We start from the raw sequence: 16618 nt of genomic DNA on the forward strand, positions 1-16618 counted from the left end.
CAGAAACAACTGGTTGCAGCTTAGCTTTACTGAGCTTCGTAGCCTATCAAGTTCTATTATGCGGACGGCGGCACGATGTTCGGTGACAACGGTCAGGACGCGGCTGCCGGCATCCAGTTCGACAAGCCGGATGCCACCGAGTATCTGGTGGCCCTGAAAAACAACAGCAACTTTGCGGATGACGCCGACGGCAAAGGCTATGCAGCGTTCTCCGAAAAGGAAACCGCCGTATTCTTCTCCGGTTCCTGGGACTATCAGACACTGAAAGAAGCCCTGGGCGATGACCTGGGTGCAGCCCAGCTGCCCACAGCCAAAATCGGCGGAGAAGACAAACAGCTGTACTCCTTCGCAGGTTCCAAAGCCATCGGCGTGAACCCCAACTGCGAAAACCAGGCGGCTGCCGTGGCATTTGCAGCTTACCTGGGCGGTGAGGAAGCCCAGAAAGCCCACTGGGAAGACCGCATGATCATCCCCACCAACACCACGCTGCTGGAAGACGAAGTCTTTGCCAAGGACATGCTGGTGAAGGCACAGAACGACACCGTGGACAACACAGCAAAGATCCAGCCCACACTGACGGAAATGGGCAACTACTGGAAGATCGGTGAAAACTTCGGCAAGGCTATTATGGCCGGCGATGTAACGGAAGCCAACGCAAAGGACAAAACCGCCGAGTTCCAGAAACAGCTGAATACCCTGACAGAAGAGTAAGCCCCTGTCCGCAAGAAAAAGACCTGCCTTGCCGGCGGGTCTTTTCTGAAAGGACGGCACATTGCATGCAGCATCACCGGCTGCAGCCCGCAGAGAGGAGGCACCATTGTGGCTCTCTTCAAGTCCAATCCCAATGACGAATTCTATACGCCCTATACCGTCTGGAACGCCCTGACAAAAGGGAACTGGAAAACCAGACTGTCCGCCGTGATCATGGGCTTCGGCCAGCTGGCCGGCCACCGGTTCATCAAGGGCCTGATGTATCTGGGTGTGGAAGCACTTTATATCTATTACATGGTTTCCCAGGGCATTGCCGAGATTGCTGCTCTGCCCGGTCTGGGGGAAGCCGAACAGGGCAAGGTGTGGAACGAAGCGCTGGGAGTGTATGAATACACCGCCGGTGACAACTCCGTGAAGATCCTGCTCTTTGGCATCGTGGCTCTTTTTGTCACCGCCGGTTTCATCGTCATCTGGCGGGCCAATATGAAAGGTGCCTGGAAGGCGCAGGTACTGCAGGAACAGGGAAAACCCCTGCCCACCTTCCGGCAGGACATTGCCCGGCTTTTTGATACCGACATCCAGAAAACCCTGCTGACGCTTCCGGTGCTGGGAATCCTGATTTTCACCATCCTTCCCCTGGTGTTCATGATCTCCATGGCTTTCACCAACTATTCCAAAGTGGGCCAGCATCTGGTGCTCTTTGACTGGGTGGGGCTGAAAAACTTCGGCGAGGTGCTGAACTTCGGATCGGACATCGGCTCCCAGTTCTGGAGCGTTCTGGGCTGGACCCTGATCTGGGCGTTCTTTGCCACGTTCCTGAACTACATCTTCGGCATGATCCTGGCACTGGCCATTAACCGCAAGGGCACCAGGGGGAAGGCCTTCTGGCGTTTCTGCTTCGTGCTCTCCATTGCCGTGCCGCAGTTTGTCTCGCTGATGGTCCTGCGCTCCGTGCTGCAGCCCCAGGGAGCGGTGAATGTCATTCTCCAGAACCTGGGCTGGATTGACCAGTCCCTGCCGTTTTTCACCAACGCCACCTGGGCCCGGGTGACGGTGATCGTCATCAACCTGTGGGTGGGCATTCCCTATACCCTGCTGGATCTCACAGGCATTCTGCAGAACATCCCCGGGGAACTCTATGAGTCCGCCCGGATCGACGGCGCCAGTACCGTCACCACGTTCTTCAAGATCACACTGCCCTACATGCTCTTTGTCACGGCTCCGAACCTGATTGTGACGTTCACCAACAACATCAACAACTTCAACGTCATTTACCTGCTTTCGGAAGGCAACCCCACGCCTGTGGGCCACACAGCGGGCAAAACCGATCTGCTGGTGACCTGGCTGTACAAGCTGACCATTGACCGGCAGGAATACAACATCGGTGCGGTTATCGGCATTCTGACCTTCGTGGTGCTGGCCATCGTATCGCTGGTGACCTACCGCAGCACCGGGTCCTACAAGAATGAGGAGGGCTTCATGTAATGAACGCGACTGTGAAAAAGCGTGTCAGCAACACGCTGACCTACATTGGCCTGTCCATTCTGGCCATCATCTGGGTGTTCCCCATTGTCTGGGTGGTGCTGTACAGTTTCTCCGCACAGAAAGGCAGCTATATTTCCACGATTCTTCCCAAAGCCTGGACAATTTCCAACTACACGAAGCTCTTCACAGATACCTCCATCCTGAATTTCCCCCGGATGTTCACCAACACCCTGATCATTGCCATCTGTTCCTGTCTGCTCAGTGTATTCTTTACCATTTCCGTGGCCTACTGCATGTCCCGGCTGCGGTTCAAGCTGCGCAAGCCTTTCATGAACATTGCCATGATCCTGGGGCTGTTCCCAGGCTTCATGGCAATGGTGGCAGTGTACTTCATTCTGCAGTCATTCGGACTCACAGAAGGGTCCATGATCAAAGTGGCACTGATTCTGGTGTACTCCGCCGGAGCCGGTGTGAAGTTCTATGTGGCCAAGGGATTCTTTGACACAATGCCCAAGGCTCTGGACGAAGCGGCGGAAATGGATGGCTGCACCAAGTGGCAGATTTTCACGAAGATTACCATGCCCCTGTCCAAGCCCATCATCATTTCCACAACGCTGCAGGCGTTCATGGCTCCCTGGATCGATTTTATTTTCGCCAAGGTCATCTGCCGGGCCAACGCAAACGAGTATACGGTGGCCATTGGCATGTGGCAGATGCTGGACAAGACCTACATCAACGACTGGTATATGCGCTTCCTGGCTGCTGCCGTGCTGATTTCCATTCCCATTGCCATCATCTTCATTTTCATGCAGAAGTTCTATGCCGATGGTATGGGCGGGGCGGTCAAAGGCTGATCTGCAGCCGGAACTGCCTGCTGCTTCTTTTACAGACGGATCCTGTTCCCGCAGGCTGACAGATTCGGCTCCTTTTGATTTCATCCATGTTTCCTTTCCATGATATGGAGCATGTCCGGTTTCCGGACGGAGAATGCAGCCTGCTGTGCAGGAATCAGAAAAACCAGGCGGATGCCTGGTTTCAGTCTTATGTGCTTCGGGAAACTGAATTCCTGTGGTTCAGGCTTTCAGTTCGGACTGGAGCTTCTGCACTTCACTGAGGCTCAGGCTGGTGGCCTGGGCGATCTGCTGAAGCGTGAGCAGACCCATCTGCAGCAAACCTTGTGCAGACTTCATCTGACCCTCTTTTCGCCCTTCCATTCGTCCTTCCTTGCGCCCTTCCATTCGTCCTTCCTTTCGCCCAATCTGGACACCTTCGCCGAAGATTTCTCTTGATACCTCACACATCGCCTTTTCCCCCTTTTCTGTATTCTTCATTCGTTTCATCAGTCTTCTCAGAAACCCGTTTCTAATTTTCTGCGGATCGGACTGCCGCAGATCATGCGCCAGATCTCCTGCTGCCTCCGGGCCCTCATACCGCAGGTTGAACAGCCGGATTTCCATTTTCTCCGGTATGATCCTTCCGGTAAAACTGTCCACCGCCTGGATGTTCACCACCGGCTTTCCCGGCAGAAACAGTGGACCTTCCATCCCCGGCAGGCTTGTGGCATCTGTCAATACAATCATATGACCTTTTTTCAGAAATGAATACTTCTTTCCCTGGGGCATTCTGTCCAGCACGATATGAGAACGGGATACGTCCAGTCTTCCATCCTCGATCACATCGTTCTGCATCTCCACGCTCCAGGATTCATCCTTTCCGTCATATCCAAATAGATCCGGCATGATGGACTTCGCTCCGGAGACTGTCTTCAGGTCCTTCTGGCTCTCCACGTGATGAAAGGGCCCTGTCTGTCTGTCGCAGACCGCGTCTGCAATCAGTGCCATATACATGTTTTTTTCCTCCGGGCTGCACAGCTTCACGCTGGCCCGGAAACAGATATCGCTTTTCAGCGGCAGTTTCTTCAGTCTGTCGATGTGTTTTCTGCCAAATTCTTCTGTTGTCACAATCACTTTCTCCTTTCCTTACTGGTTATATTCGCCAGATTCACGGGTTTTTGCGGAAGTTTATGGAAACCGAAACAAAATGTGACAAATATCTTTTTATGAACAGAAAATCAGACAATCTCAGACACACAGCCTTTTCCCGAAAGGCATCAAAACAGCAGAGGGGAAACGGCCTGTTCCGTTTTTTTACGAACAGCACATGGCGTCACAGGACGCATCATGAAAACAGAAAGCGGCGCGCTGCACAGACTGTCAGCGCCGGAAAGGAAAGACTATATGAAGAATGCAGCTGTACACAGCAATAGTCAGCGGCTCACTGAACGGCGGGCAGGACTGCTGGTTCCGCTGTTCAGTCTCCCCGGTGCCTGGGGCATCGGTTCAGCGGGACGGCCGGCAATCCGGTTTCTGGAAAATCTGCATCTGGCAGGGTTCACCCTGTGGCAGATTCTGCCCCTGGGTCCTGTGGGATTCGGGAACTCTCCCTATCAGCCCCTGAGCAGTTTTGCCGGGGATGAAATCTACATTGACATCGACGATCTCACCGAACGGGGCCTGCTGCCGGCTGTGGCGGCACCGGATCTGAATGCTGCCAGAGTGGATTACGCTGCAGTGCGGGCAGCGAAACTGCCCTGGCTGCGAAAAGCCTTTGCAGCCTTTGAACCGGATGAAAACTACAAAACCTTCTGCTCCCAGGCCTTCTGGCTGGAAGACTATGTCCGTTACCGGGTGCTCAAGGAGAAAAACGGTCTGCGGGCCTGGACCGACTGGCCGGAAACCGATCGGAACCGCCGGGACATTCCCGCAGAACTGGAACAGAAAGCGGCGTTTCACCGGTTCCTGCAGTATATGTTCTACACACAGTGGCAGCGGGTTCATGACTGTGCCAGGGAACTGGGAATTGACATCATCGGTGATCTGCCCATCTATGTGGGACATGACAGCGCCGATGTGAAATCCATGCCCGGTGCCTTTCAGCTGGAACCCGACGGCTCCCTGGCTGCGAAAGCCGGCTGTCCGCCGGACTGCTTCACCGAAGACGGGCAGCTCTGGGGAAATCCGCTCTATGACTGGGAACACGCGTATGATTTCTGGAAACAGCGGCTGTCCTGGAACGCCCGTCTCTATGATGTGGTGCGGATCGATCATTTCCTCGGCTTTGACCGGTACTGGTCCATTCCGCCCGCAGATTCCACCGCCCGCAACGGTCACTGGGAGGAAGGACCGAAGGAGATCCTCTTCGACCGCCTGATTCAGGACCTCCCGGACCTGCGGGTGATCCCCGAAGACCTGGGAGACAAGCGGTCCAGTGTGCAGACCCTCATGAACCGCTATGGCATGCCGAACATGAAAATCGCCCAGCATTCTCTGGGCCCCGCTGAAGAACGCCAGGAATTCCGGGTGCCGCAAAATGCGGTGATCTGCACCGGGGTGCATGACAATGAACCGGTTATGATGTGGCACAAAAACCAGAACCGGGTAGAACGGCAGCGACTGAACCGGATCTTCCGCCGTCTCGGACTCGCAGGATCCACCCCCGCAGAAAAACTGTGCCGCTATTGTCTGGAAAGTGAAGCCGCCTGGGCGATTCTGCCGCTGCAGGATCTCTGGTCTCTGGATGAATCTGCCCGCATCAATTCTCCGGGCACCTGCGGCGATCCCAACTGGCAGTGGCGCATGACGGATTTCGCCCTGCTGGAAGCCATGCTCCCGCGTCTTCGGCATCTGCTGAAGGTCACCGGGCGGATTCCGTACCAGCCGCAGAGATTATATCAATAGGGCAGCGCTGTTGCTGCCGATGCATGCCGGGGCCCAAACCTGAAGGGGGAGGGATCCGGCTTTCAGTTCCCGAAAATTGCGGGGATTTTGGAAAAGTGTGATAGAATGCACAGAATTCTTTGGAAAAACGTGACAGAATGCACACTTTTCCGAAATCTGGGATATTGAAAGCAATAAACAGGCATCCTGTTCAGTCGCTGAATGCGGTCGGCAGGATGCCTGTTCTGCAGATGGAAGGATGCGGATATCAGTTGAAATCCGGTGCCAGAGGATCCCAGATCAGATGCTGCTGGTCCTTGAGGGCATAGAACATGATCATATAAAAAGGAAGGTAGAGAATGTCGTCTTCTTCCTGCACATCAGCTTTGCAGAATACGATTTTTTCATGGAAGTTCCAGTCGGATACCTGCAGAGCTTTGTCCAGCGCCCTGTGTTTCCGGTAGTCATTGCCGGACTTGATTTCCAGGACATCAATGTACCGTTCATTCTGGATCACAAAATCCAGTTCGCCAATGGTTTTTGAATCGTAGTAGAACAAGTCCAGTCCCTTTGAAGTCAGAGCCTGGGCAAAAGCATTTTCCAGAATGCTTCCGGAATTGATGTCCAGTTCTCCCTGCAGCAGGGCAAACTGAATATTTCCCAGACTGGCTGCACAAAGCAGGCCGGTATCATTCATGAACAGCTTGAAGAGATTGCGCTTTTCATTCAGCCGAAGAGGAGTCACCGGCGCGGAAGTGTTGTAGCAGGGAAGGGCCACCCCGGCTTCTTCAAGCCACAGGAAGGCATTTTCCAGATTTCGCATCTGCGCACCTTTTCCCAGGGCATTCAGTCGGAAACGGCGGTTTTTGTCATCCAGCTGAGAGGGAATTGAATCGAAAATCTGACGGATTTTCAGACTCATCAGCCCCTGGGCATATTTGGAAATATCCTGCCGGTACAAAGTCAGAATCTGTTTCTGTATGTAGACCGTTTCTGTGATGTCCCGGGTTCGGACATAGGTCTGCACTGCTTCAGGCATACCTCCCACTACGATATAGGTTTCAAAGAGCCGCAGCATTCTGTCATGAACGGCTTCTCCCACGGACTGTCTGTGAAGAAAACAGTCTTTCAGATACTGAATGCTTTCCAGAGGATAGTTCAGAGCCCAGAGAAATTCCTCAAAATCCATGGGATACATATTGATCTGTTCTTCATAGCCCACAGGCAGGGATTTCACCGGTTTGTACTGGATCCCCAGCAGCGAGCCGGTTTCTATATACTGTGCAGATCCTTCTTCCACCAGAAACTTGACGGCGGTTCTGGCGGCCGGGCATTCCTGTATTTCGTCCAGTATGATCAGCGTTTTCCCGGGAATGATAGATTGTCCTGTATAGGCAGTCAGCTGAGTCAGAACTGTCTGCGCTGTTTGCTGGCGGAAAATCCGGGAAGCCCCGGGATCATTGTAGAAATTGATTTCGATGACAGATTCGTAGTTTTCCGCACCAAAATGCCGCGCCAGGGTGGACTTGCCAACCTGTCTGGCACCCATGATGAACAGTGCCTTGGAGCTGGCCCGTCTGTTTTTCCAGTCCAGCAGATCCTGATAGAGCCTTCGTTTCAGCATTGGATGCACCTCCATACACAGACAATATCCTGAAAACATGGAAAAAGCAGTATTTTTACTGCTTTTTCTCAAGAATAATCAGTCATTTTACTGCTTTTTCCAGAAATGGGCACGAATGCCGGTTTTCGGCTGGTCAGGCTGAAAGACGCTTTGTTTCAGCTTTTGAGTAAGTCTGAAGAGAAAAAGCGCCCTTGCTTTGCTGGTGTATAATAAATTTGATTGTTATTGACATCTGCCTAAATAGAGAAAATCTTGATGAAAGGATACATGATTATAATGGCTGAACCGCAGACTGCGACTTTCTCTTCCTCGTATACACTAAAGCGGGTTGCCCTGACATATCTGATCATATTCACCGTCATGAATATGGCCATCTACGGTTTTGGTTTAATTGATACAGGATTTCCATACACATTGTTTTTTCAGCTTACTATGTATGGTCTGACTGTATTCATAGTACAGAGAGGATTGAAATTGTCCACAGTTCAGATTTGGCAACGCTGCCATTCCTGTTCCTGGCTGATGATTCTTCCGGCTGTACTGTGCCTGGTATTCCTGTTTCAGGGAAATATATCTGAACACTTTTTTGAACTTCTGGAACAGACCTTTGTGATTGCCTTGCCTGAAGAATGGATTTTCCGCGGAATATATCAGTATGATCTGGAGAGGATATTCGGTAAATGGAAAGGCCTGATTATCTGCAGCTTCCTTTTCTCTCTGCTTCATATTCCCCGGTGGCTGTTCTGGGAGGATGCCCCTGTGGGGATTGTTCTATCACAAGTTCTGAGTGTCGCGATATCAGGGATCATATATGGCTTTTTCATGAATGAGACCCATAGTTTGCCCTTCGTGGTTCTGCTTCATGCGGTTACGAATATGCATTTTATTCCATGGGCATGGAAAGTCATTGTCTACCTGGCTTTGTTTGCCAGCCTGAAAATCTCTTCGTTCCTGCTGAGTAAGCAGGAATCCACTTTATCATGACTAGTGCAACTCTTGTCAGATGCAGCCTAGAGGCTGCTATGTACGGCAGGCCAACGCTCTGCCGTCCTGTCGCAAAGTCTCCATCGGCATAAATATTCTCCGGTACGGCATGGTGGGAAACGATTCCCGGCGGCAAGGTCTATAATGAAGAAGACATTGACGAATGAATTCAGGTATGAACTGAAGGAGGAATGCATATGCTTCGAATTGGAATGCTGACCAGCGGCGGCGACTGCCAGGCACTGAATGCCACCATGCGTGCGATTTACAAATCCGTGTCTCACAACGCGAAAGAACCTTTTGAGTTCTACGGCTTTGAGGATGGATACAAAGGGCTGATGTACAACAAGTACCGGATGCTCACGGCAGACGACTTCACCGGTATCCTCACGGTGGGGGGCACGATTCTGGGAACCAGCCGGGTGCCTTTCAAGGACATCCGCAAGCCGGATGAACAGGGCAATGACAAAGTGGAGCTGATGAAGCACACGTACAAGGAACTGGAGCTGGACTGTCTGGTGGTTCTGGGAGGCAACGGATCGCTGAAGACGGCGAATCTCCTGAGTCAGGAAGGGCTGAACGTGATTGCCATGCCCAAGACCATCGACAATGATCTGTGGGGTACGGACATGACATTCGGGTTCCAGTCTGCGGTGGATATCGCCACCAGAGCCATTGATGAGATTCACACGACGGCGTCCAGCCATGGCCGGGTGTTCATTGTGGAGATCATGGGGCACAAAACCGGCTGGCTGCCGCTGAATGCGGGCATCGCCGGTGGTGCGGATATCATTCTGCTGCCGGAGATTCCCTACAGCATGGACAAGATCGTGGAGGTCATCGAGAAGAAGAAGACCAACAATTCCGGCCGGTTCATGATTCTGGCTGTGGCGGAAGGTGCCATTTCCCAGGAGGACAAAAAGCTCTCCAAGAAGGAATACAAAAAGCAGCTGCAGAACTACATGTTCCCGTCCGTATCCTACAAACTGGCGGCGGAGATCGAAGAACGCACCGGCCGGGAGGTCCGGGTCACAGTGCCGGGGCACACACAGCGCGGTGGCATGCCGGATGCCTATGACCGGGTATTTGCCAGCCGGCTTGGTTCCGAGGGCGGCCGCATGATCTGTGAAGGGGCTTTCGGTTTCATGGTGGCGTACCGCAACCGGGAAATTGTCCGGGTGCCGCTGGAAGAAGCGGCAGGGAAGCTGAAGCTTGTGCAGCCGGATTCCACCATTATCCAGGAAGCCCGGATGCTGGGCATCAGTTTCGGAGACTGACATGCCCGCATTTCCGATGTTTGTGGATCTTTCGCAGAAATCGGTGCTGATTGTAGGTGGCGGTCAGATCGCCGCTCACAAAGTCAAAGTCCTGGAGCCCTTTGGCCCCAGGATTTTTGTGAACGCGCCAAAGATTCTGCCGGAGATCCGGGAAATGGCTCATGTGATTTGTCTAACGCAGGCGTACTGTCCGGCGGTGCTGGAGAACATCGATCTGGTGATTGCCGCCACGGATGACCGGGTGCTGAATGAACAGGTGGCAGAGGATGCCCGAAGGCGGCATCTGCCGGTGAATGTGGTGGATGATCCGGACCTGTGCGGGTTTTATTTCGGGAGCATGATCACGGAGGGGGATCTCTGCGTGGGGATCTCCACCGATGGTGCCAGCCCGGCTGCAGCCCGGGATCTGAAGCAGAGAATCCGTCAGGCGCTGCCGGCGGATGTGGCTGCTTCCCTGGCGGTGATGAAGGCTCTGCGCCCGCTGGTGAAATCGCTGTATCCCGACCAGAAACAGAGAAGCCGGGTGCTGAACCTGCTGACAGAGCGGGTTCTGATGGTGGATGCGGACTAAGCCGATGGTCACGCCCGGGTTTTGCAGCTGATTCAGAACAGGTACAATAAGGGGGAATGAAAGCGGCTTCATCCTGTTTCTTTGATTCGGGGAAAAAGCAGACAGCCTCTTTCACAGAGAAGGAGAAGGGTCATGTTTCTGTTTCAGCGAATCGAAGAACTGGGAGTCGGCGGCAATTCCGCCATGTCCGCCATTGCGGATTATATTCTGGAGGACCGGCAGCGGATCCTGGAAAAAAGCCTGCAGGAAGTCGCCCAGGAAACCTTTACCTCGAAAGCTTCGGTGGTCCGGTTTGCGAAGGGTCTGGGATACAGCGGCTGGAAGGCGTTTCTGAAGGAGTATCTGAAGGAGCTGAACTATCAGCAGCGGTTTGAAGCCGAGGTGGATTTCAGCTACCCCTTCACGTCCCGGGATACGCCGGCGCAGATCAGCCGGAATCTGCGGACGCTCATGGTGCAGACGCTGGATGAAACGCTGGAAAATCTGGATGAAGATGCCCTGACGCGGTTCGTGAATCTGATGCAGCGGGCAAACCGGATCGTGGTGTTCTGCGTATCTCCCCACACCTACAGCGCCCAGCTGTTTCAGCGGAAAATGATGACGATCCAGAAACCGGTCCAGGTGGTGCAGGCCCGGGAAATGGGCTTGACTGCCAGAAGCATGACACCGCAGGATCTGGCGATCATCATCAGCTATTCTGGCATGAATGTGGAAGCGGAACCCATGACTGTGGTGAATTATCTGAAGTCTCACCAGGTGCCGGTGGCGGCGATCACCAGTGCCGGCACCAATGACCTGCGCTGGGAGATCGATACGGTGCTGACGCTCACCACCCGGGAAGCGCTCTACAACAAGATTGCCACGTTTTCCACGGAGCAGTCGCTGCAGTATCTGCTGAATCTGCTGTTTTCCTGCTATTTTGCCCGGCAGTATGAGAAAAACCGGGTGAACAAAGTGGAAAGCGCCCGGGAGCTGGAGAAGCACCGGGGCCGCCCGGAAGCGATACACGAATAGATCTCAAGGCCGGTTCGAATTCAGGACCGGTCCTTTTCTGCTCCTGGGCAAGTCTTCAAAGCATGCTCTGTTTCATCCTGTTTTACCGGACAGGTCTCTTCAGACAGACTTCATGAAACTCTGTTTCAACCTGCCGGTCCTGCATGGAAGCGGTTTCTGCCGCAGGGTATTCTCTAAGTGCATCAAGGAAAGGCAGCCGGATCCGGAGCCGGCGGGCCTGAGAAAGTGAAGAAAAGGAGAAAGACCCACATGGCAAAGAAATACAGAAGCCTGGCCGAAGAAATCGTGAAGCTCATCGGCGGCAAAGACAACATCAGTGACGCGTACCACTGTCAGACAAGACTGCGCTTCAAACTCAGGGATGAGTCCAGGGCAGACGATGAAACACTGAAGAATCTGGATGGCGTTGCCAGCGTGATCCGCAACGCCGGTGTCTACCAGGTGGTGATTGGCACCCACGTGGCGGATGTATTTGAAGAAGTGGCAGAGGTGGCCGATCTGAAATCCAAAGGAACAGCGGCCGAGGAAGCCGGAGAGAAGAAAGGCATCCTGAGCACGGTCATTGATTTTGTGGCGGGTGTGTTTCAGCCCATCATTCCGGCACTGTCCGGCGTCGGTGTGGTCAAGGCGGTGCTGGCACTGCTGGTGGTCTTCCATGTCATCAACAGTGATTCCCAGACCTATGTGCTGCTGAACATGTTCGCGGATGCGGTGTTCTACTTCCTGCCGGTCCTGCTGGCGTTCACCGAAGCGCAGAAACTGAAATGCAACCTGATCCTGGCCGCAGGCACTGCCTGCATCATGCTGCACCCCACCTGGGCGGGACTGGTCGCCGCGGCGGAACCCCTGAACTTCTTTGAGTTCATTCCCTTCCAGCTGGTGACTTACGCCAACAGCGTCATTCCGGTGATCCTGGTGGTCTTCGTGCAGGCGAGAATCGAGAAGTGGCTCAACCGGGTTGTGCCGAAATCCGTGAATCTGGTATTTGTTCCCATGCTGGTGTTCCTGATCATGGGCACCCTGGCGCTGTCGGTTCTCGGTCCTCTGGGCAACATCGTGGGTCAGGGACTGGCTGTGGTCTTCAACTATCTGGCGGAAAACGCTGCCTGGGCACCGGCACTGCTGGTGGGCGGCCTGCTCCCGGTGATGGTCATGTTCGGCATTCACAATGGCGTGGCTCCGCTGGGTGTCATGCAGATGGCCAACCTTGGCTATGATTCCATCTTCGGCCCCGGCTGTGTCTGCTCCAACATGGCGCAGGCTGCTGCCGGTACGGTGGTTGCCATCCGGGCGAAAAACGCCAAAGAACGGCAGATTGCTTCTTCCGGTGCCATCACAGCCTATATGGGCATTACCGAACCGCTGCTGTACGGCGTCAACCTGCCGAAGAAATATCCCCTGATTGCTTCCATGATCGGCGGCGCCTGCGGCGGTCTGTATGCAGGCCTGACCCACACCCACCGGTTTGCCACCGGCAGCTCCGGACTTCCCGCCGTTCTGCTCTACATTGGCGACGATACCATGACTTTCTTCTACAACATCATCATCGCCATTCTGATTTCCGCCGCAGTCAGTGCCGTTCTGACCTGGATCCTGGCTAGCCGGTTCGAGAAAAAGGAAGCAGCCGAAGCGGCGGCTGCAGCGGACAAAGCCGCAGCGGAAGCTGTCACAGAGACCGTTGTGGTGGAAAAACCCGCTTCCGCCGTCATCCTGTCTCCGGTCGCCGGTGACATTCTGCCTCTGGAACAGGCCAAAGATGAAGCCTTCGCCTCCGGCGCTCTGGGACAGGGGGCAGTCATTGACCCGAAAACCGGTCTGGTGATCGCTCCCTTTGACGGCACGGTCACCGCCCTGTTTCCCACAAAACACGCCATTGGCCTTACCAGCCGGGAGGGCATCGAACTGCTGATCCATGTGGGAATCAACACCGTGGAGCTCAACGGCGAACATTTCGAGACCTTCGTGACCCAGGGCGACACAGTGCGCAGAGGGCAGAAACTGATCGGATTCGATCTGGAGAAAATCGCTCAGGCCGGCTACCCGACCCAGACCATGGTCATTGTCACCAACACCCCTGCCTTCGAGTCTGTCTCGGTGCAGGAGAATCCGGAGCTGCACTGAGCCCGTCAGAACAGAAAGGAAAGAGTGGAAGAAGATGTTTTACAGCGAGACAAGACCGTTCCCCGAATCATTTCTCTGGGGCGCATCCACATCCGCCTATCAGGTGGAAGGCGCCTGGAACCAGGACGGCAAAGGCCCTTCTGTACAGGATCTGCACAAGCCGGAGAAGTTCTCGGATTTCTCCGTGGCCAGCGATCACTATCACCGGTTCCGGGAAGACGTGGCGCTGATGAAGGAACTGGGGCTGAAAGCCTACCGGTTCTCCATCAGCTGGAGCCGGGTGTTCCCGACAGGTGCCGGTGACATCAACCCGCAGGGACTGCGGTTCTATCGGGATCTGATTGACGAACTGCTGGCAGCGGGCATCGAACCGGTGGTGACGCTGTATCATTTCGATCTGCCGCTGGCACTGCATGAGCAGGGAGGCTGGAGCCTGCGCAGCACCATTGACGCCTTCGAAGCCTATGCCCGGCTGATGTTTGAAACCTTCAGGGGCAAGGTGAAATACTGGCTGACGATCAACGAGCAGAATGTCATGATCAATCACCCGGCGGCGATGTACCCGGGCAACGTCCCCTCCCAGAAAGAGCTTTACCAGCAGAACCACCATATGTTTCTGGCTTCTGCCAGGGCGGTGAAGGCGCTGCGGGAAATCGATCCCGCGGCGAAGATCGGACCGGCGCCCAACATCATTGCGGTCTATCCGAAGACAAGCCTGCCGGAGGATGTGATTGCAGCGGACAACTGGGAAGCCATCCGGAACTGGCTGTATCTGGATGTGGCAGCCAAAGGGTATTACAATCCCCTGGCAGCCGCGTATCTGAAGGAAAAGGGGCTGTATCCGCACATGGAAAAAGGGGACCTGGAGCTGCTGGCAGAGAACACCGCAGACTTCCTGGGGCTGAACTACTACTCCACCGCCACGGTATCCGCAGCGAAGAACGATGGCCATGACCGTCAGCCCAGAAACGGCGACCAGCAGACCATGGTGGGAGAAGAAGGCGTGTTCCGGGCAGAGGAAAACGATGCGCTGAAAGCCACGGAATTCGGCTGGAAAATCGATCCGGTGGGCCTGCGCACCACCCTGCGGCGGGTCTATGACCGCTACCATCTGCCGGTGCTGATCACGGAAAACGGCATCGGGGGCCGGGAGGAAATCGCGGCGGACGGACAGGTGCACGACCAGTACCGGATTGCCTACCTCACCGCCCACTTCCGGCAGGCGCAGCAGGCGCTGATGGATGGCGTGGATCTGATGGGATACTGCCCCTGGGCGTTCATGGATCTGGTGAGCACCCACCAGGGATATCAGAAGCGGTACGGATTCGTGTACGTGGACCGGGGAGAACTGGATCCTGGCACAATGAACCGGATCAGAAAAGACAGCTTTGACTGGTATCATGGCGTCATAGAAACCGGTGGCCGCTCTCTGCCGGAAAACTGAACCGGCAGCAGCGGTATCAGAAGTATCAGAAACAGGAGGACTGAAATGAAACAGAAAACACTGGGAACAACAGACATCCAGATTCCGCCATTGTGTGTGGGAACCATGGGCTTTTCGGAAAATCCGGAATCTGCCAGAGGATGGAGCGTGGATTACGCCACCAGCCGGGATATTGTGAAAGCGGCACTGGATGCGGGTCTGAATTTCTTTGACACAGCCCCGGTGTATGCGGATGGATCCAGCGAAAAAGCCCTGGGACAGGCGCTTAAGGACCTGCAGGTCCCCCGGGAATCGGTGGTAATCTCCACCAAGTTCTACCCCAGAAGCCAGGAGGAAATCGCAGCGGGCATCTCCATGGATGAGCACATCCGGGCCTGGCTGGAAGGGTCTCTGAAGCGGCTGCAGACAGAGTATGTGGATCTGCTGTATCTGCACATGTGGGACTGGAACACGCCGGTGGAAGAAACCGTGAAGACGCTGGCAGCCCTTCAGGAAGAAGGAAAGATCCGGGCTTACGGACTCTCCAATGCCAGCGCCTGGCAGGTGGCCATGGCCAATGAAAAGGCACTGGCCATGGGCAAACCGGTGTTTGCGGCTGTGCAGAATCAGTGGAATCTCATCAGCCGGGAAGATGAACGGGAACTGACCCAGTGTCTGAATCACTATGGCATGACCCCCATTCCCTACGCCTCTCTGGCAGCAGGACGGCTGGCCCGACCGGCAGGGACAGTGACATGGCGTTCGCAGACGGATCTCTATGGAGAGAAGAAGTTTTCCACTCAGAAGGAAGCCGATGGAAAGGTCATTCAGGCAGTGGAAGAGATTGCCGAAACTCTGCGGGTGCCGATGACTGCCGTATCCCTGGCCTGGCTGATGGAAAAAGGCGCTGTGCCGCTGGCCGGGGCCACCAGGCCGGAGCAGATTCAGGGACTTGCCCAGGCAGCCCGGACAGAGCTGACACCGGCGCAGATGGAAGCGCTGGAAGCCCGCTATGTGCCCCATGTACTGACAGGGGTCATCGCGGAACACACGCCGGATCAGGACTGCTATGCAGCCTATGGCGTGAACAAAATGAAGGAAATTCTGCCGGTGTATCCGGACAGGTAAGCTGAGAAAGATCAAAGGGACAGAACCGCTACAGGCTGTGCAGGCAGATTCTGTCCCTTTCTGCGTATCGCAATATGGTAACAATATGATTACATAATGCTGGACGAATAAACATAATGCAGGTAAAATTGAGGATGGATTTATTAATTCCAGTAAGAAGGTGATTCCCGTGCATGTTACTCCGTCTTTCGTAGAGTCGGTATTATCCGCCTATCCATTTGCACTGCTGATTATCCAGGACAAGAATCTGGTGGATGATTCAGAATTGAAAGAAATCTCGAGACTAATCGTCCGGTTTTATGATCAGTGGGAAATGGATTTGGATTTGCTGGAAAAAGAAGCAATCGAACTTCGCTATTTCGAGCGCAAATCATTTTCAGATATTGCAGCCGAACTGGGTTATGAGAACCACAGTTCAGCAAAACGCTTGATTGACCATTCTGTTAAGAGGATAGCTGACAGTATTCAGAAAAGTTATAAGTAATTAATCAGCAATCGTTGTCGTTAAAACGCACATATGTGCTTATAAAATTAGATATTCTGTGTATGCAGACAACGACCGGT

14 protein-coding genes are annotated in these 16618 nt (G+C 54.2%); 12 read left to right on the forward strand and 2 right to left on the reverse strand.

What is annotated here, in order from left to right:
* Positions 1 to 45 precede the first annotated feature (45 nt).
* The 3 genes from QZ305_RS03255 (at position 46) to QZ305_RS03265 (ending at position 3050) form a co-directional block, all read left to right on the forward strand.
* Positions 46 to 711 (forward strand): extracellular solute-binding protein, encoded by a 666-nt coding sequence (locus tag QZ305_RS03255; RefSeq protein WP_294730152.1) that lies wholly within the window; start codon positions 46 to 48, stop codon positions 709 to 711.
* A gap of 108 nt (positions 712 to 819) precedes the next feature.
* Entirely contained in the window at positions 820 to 2196 is a 1377-nt protein-coding gene (locus tag QZ305_RS03260; protein WP_294730067.1) for a carbohydrate ABC transporter permease, read from the forward strand.
* A complete protein-coding gene (locus tag QZ305_RS03265; RefSeq protein ID WP_294730069.1) occupies positions 2196 to 3050 on the forward strand; it encodes a sugar ABC transporter permease in 855 nt (284 codons plus the stop codon). The genes QZ305_RS03260 and QZ305_RS03265 overlap by 1 nt, the downstream gene beginning before the upstream one ends.
* Before the next feature lie 219 nt (positions 3051 to 3269).
* Here the strand turns inward: QZ305_RS03265 and QZ305_RS03270 are convergent, their stop codons facing one another.
* Positions 3270 to 4157, reverse strand: a complete 888-nt coding sequence (locus QZ305_RS03270; protein ID WP_294730070.1) for a hypothetical protein — start codon at positions 4155 to 4157, stop codon at positions 3270 to 3272.
* Between the two features lie 276 nt (positions 4158 to 4433).
* Between QZ305_RS03270 and malQ the strand changes: the two genes are divergently transcribed.
* Positions 4434 to 5933, forward strand: a complete 1500-nt coding sequence (gene malQ, locus QZ305_RS03275; protein WP_294730071.1) for a 4-alpha-glucanotransferase — start codon at positions 4434 to 4436, stop codon at positions 5931 to 5933.
* 247 nt (positions 5934 to 6180) lie between these two features.
* On the opposite strand, the gene QZ305_RS03280 is transcribed toward malQ, so the two are convergent.
* On the reverse strand, positions 6181 to 7536 hold the full coding sequence (locus QZ305_RS03280) for an ATP-binding protein (RefSeq protein ID WP_294730073.1): 1356 nt from the start codon (positions 7534 to 7536) through the stop codon (positions 6181 to 6183).
* A gap of 360 nt (positions 7537 to 7896) precedes the next feature.
* On the opposite strand from QZ305_RS03280, the gene QZ305_RS03285 reads away from it, so the two are divergent.
* From QZ305_RS03285 to QZ305_RS03320, 8 genes are all read left to right on the forward strand, one after another.
* Positions 7897 to 8520: a CPBP family intramembrane glutamic endopeptidase gene (locus QZ305_RS03285; protein ID WP_294730074.1), complete on the forward strand. Its 624-nt coding sequence runs from the start codon at positions 7897 to 7899 to the stop codon at positions 8518 to 8520.
* A 197-nt stretch (positions 8521 to 8717) separates the two neighbouring features.
* The gene (locus QZ305_RS03290; protein ID WP_294730076.1) at positions 8718 to 9797 is read left to right on the forward strand and encodes a 6-phosphofructokinase; all 1080 of its coding nucleotides are present in this window, start codon (positions 8718 to 8720) and stop codon (positions 9795 to 9797) included.
* 1 nt (position 9798) lies between these two features.
* Positions 9799 to 10368, forward strand: coding sequence for a bifunctional precorrin-2 dehydrogenase/sirohydrochlorin ferrochelatase (locus tag QZ305_RS03295; protein WP_294730077.1), 570 nt, complete (start codon positions 9799 to 9801; stop codon positions 10366 to 10368).
* A 132-nt stretch (positions 10369 to 10500) separates the two neighbouring features.
* Entirely contained in the window at positions 10501 to 11382 is an 882-nt protein-coding gene (locus QZ305_RS03300) for a MurR/RpiR family transcriptional regulator (RefSeq protein WP_294730078.1), read from the forward strand.
* A 249-nt stretch (positions 11383 to 11631) separates the two neighbouring features.
* The gene (locus QZ305_RS03305; RefSeq protein WP_294730079.1) at positions 11632 to 13503 is read left to right on the forward strand and encodes a beta-glucoside-specific PTS transporter subunit IIABC; all 1872 of its coding nucleotides are present in this window, start codon (positions 11632 to 11634) and stop codon (positions 13501 to 13503) included.
* A 34-nt stretch (positions 13504 to 13537) separates the two neighbouring features.
* Positions 13538 to 14947: a glycoside hydrolase family 1 protein gene (locus tag QZ305_RS03310; RefSeq protein ID WP_294730081.1), complete on the forward strand. Its 1410-nt coding sequence runs from the start codon at positions 13538 to 13540 to the stop codon at positions 14945 to 14947.
* A 45-nt stretch (positions 14948 to 14992) separates the two neighbouring features.
* The gene (locus tag QZ305_RS03315; protein WP_294730082.1) at positions 14993 to 16054 is read left to right on the forward strand and encodes an aldo/keto reductase; all 1062 of its coding nucleotides are present in this window, start codon (positions 14993 to 14995) and stop codon (positions 16052 to 16054) included.
* Positions 16055 to 16223: 169 nt separating this feature from the next.
* Positions 16224 to 16538 (forward strand): hypothetical protein, encoded by a 315-nt coding sequence (locus QZ305_RS03320; RefSeq protein ID WP_286079194.1) that lies wholly within the window; start codon positions 16224 to 16226, stop codon positions 16536 to 16538.
* Positions 16539 to 16618 lie beyond the last annotated feature (80 nt).

It is taken from the genome of uncultured Faecalibaculum sp. (assembly GCF_910588395.1).
GTDB lineage: Bacteria > Bacillota_I > Bacilli_A > Erysipelotrichales > Erysipelotrichaceae > Faecalibaculum.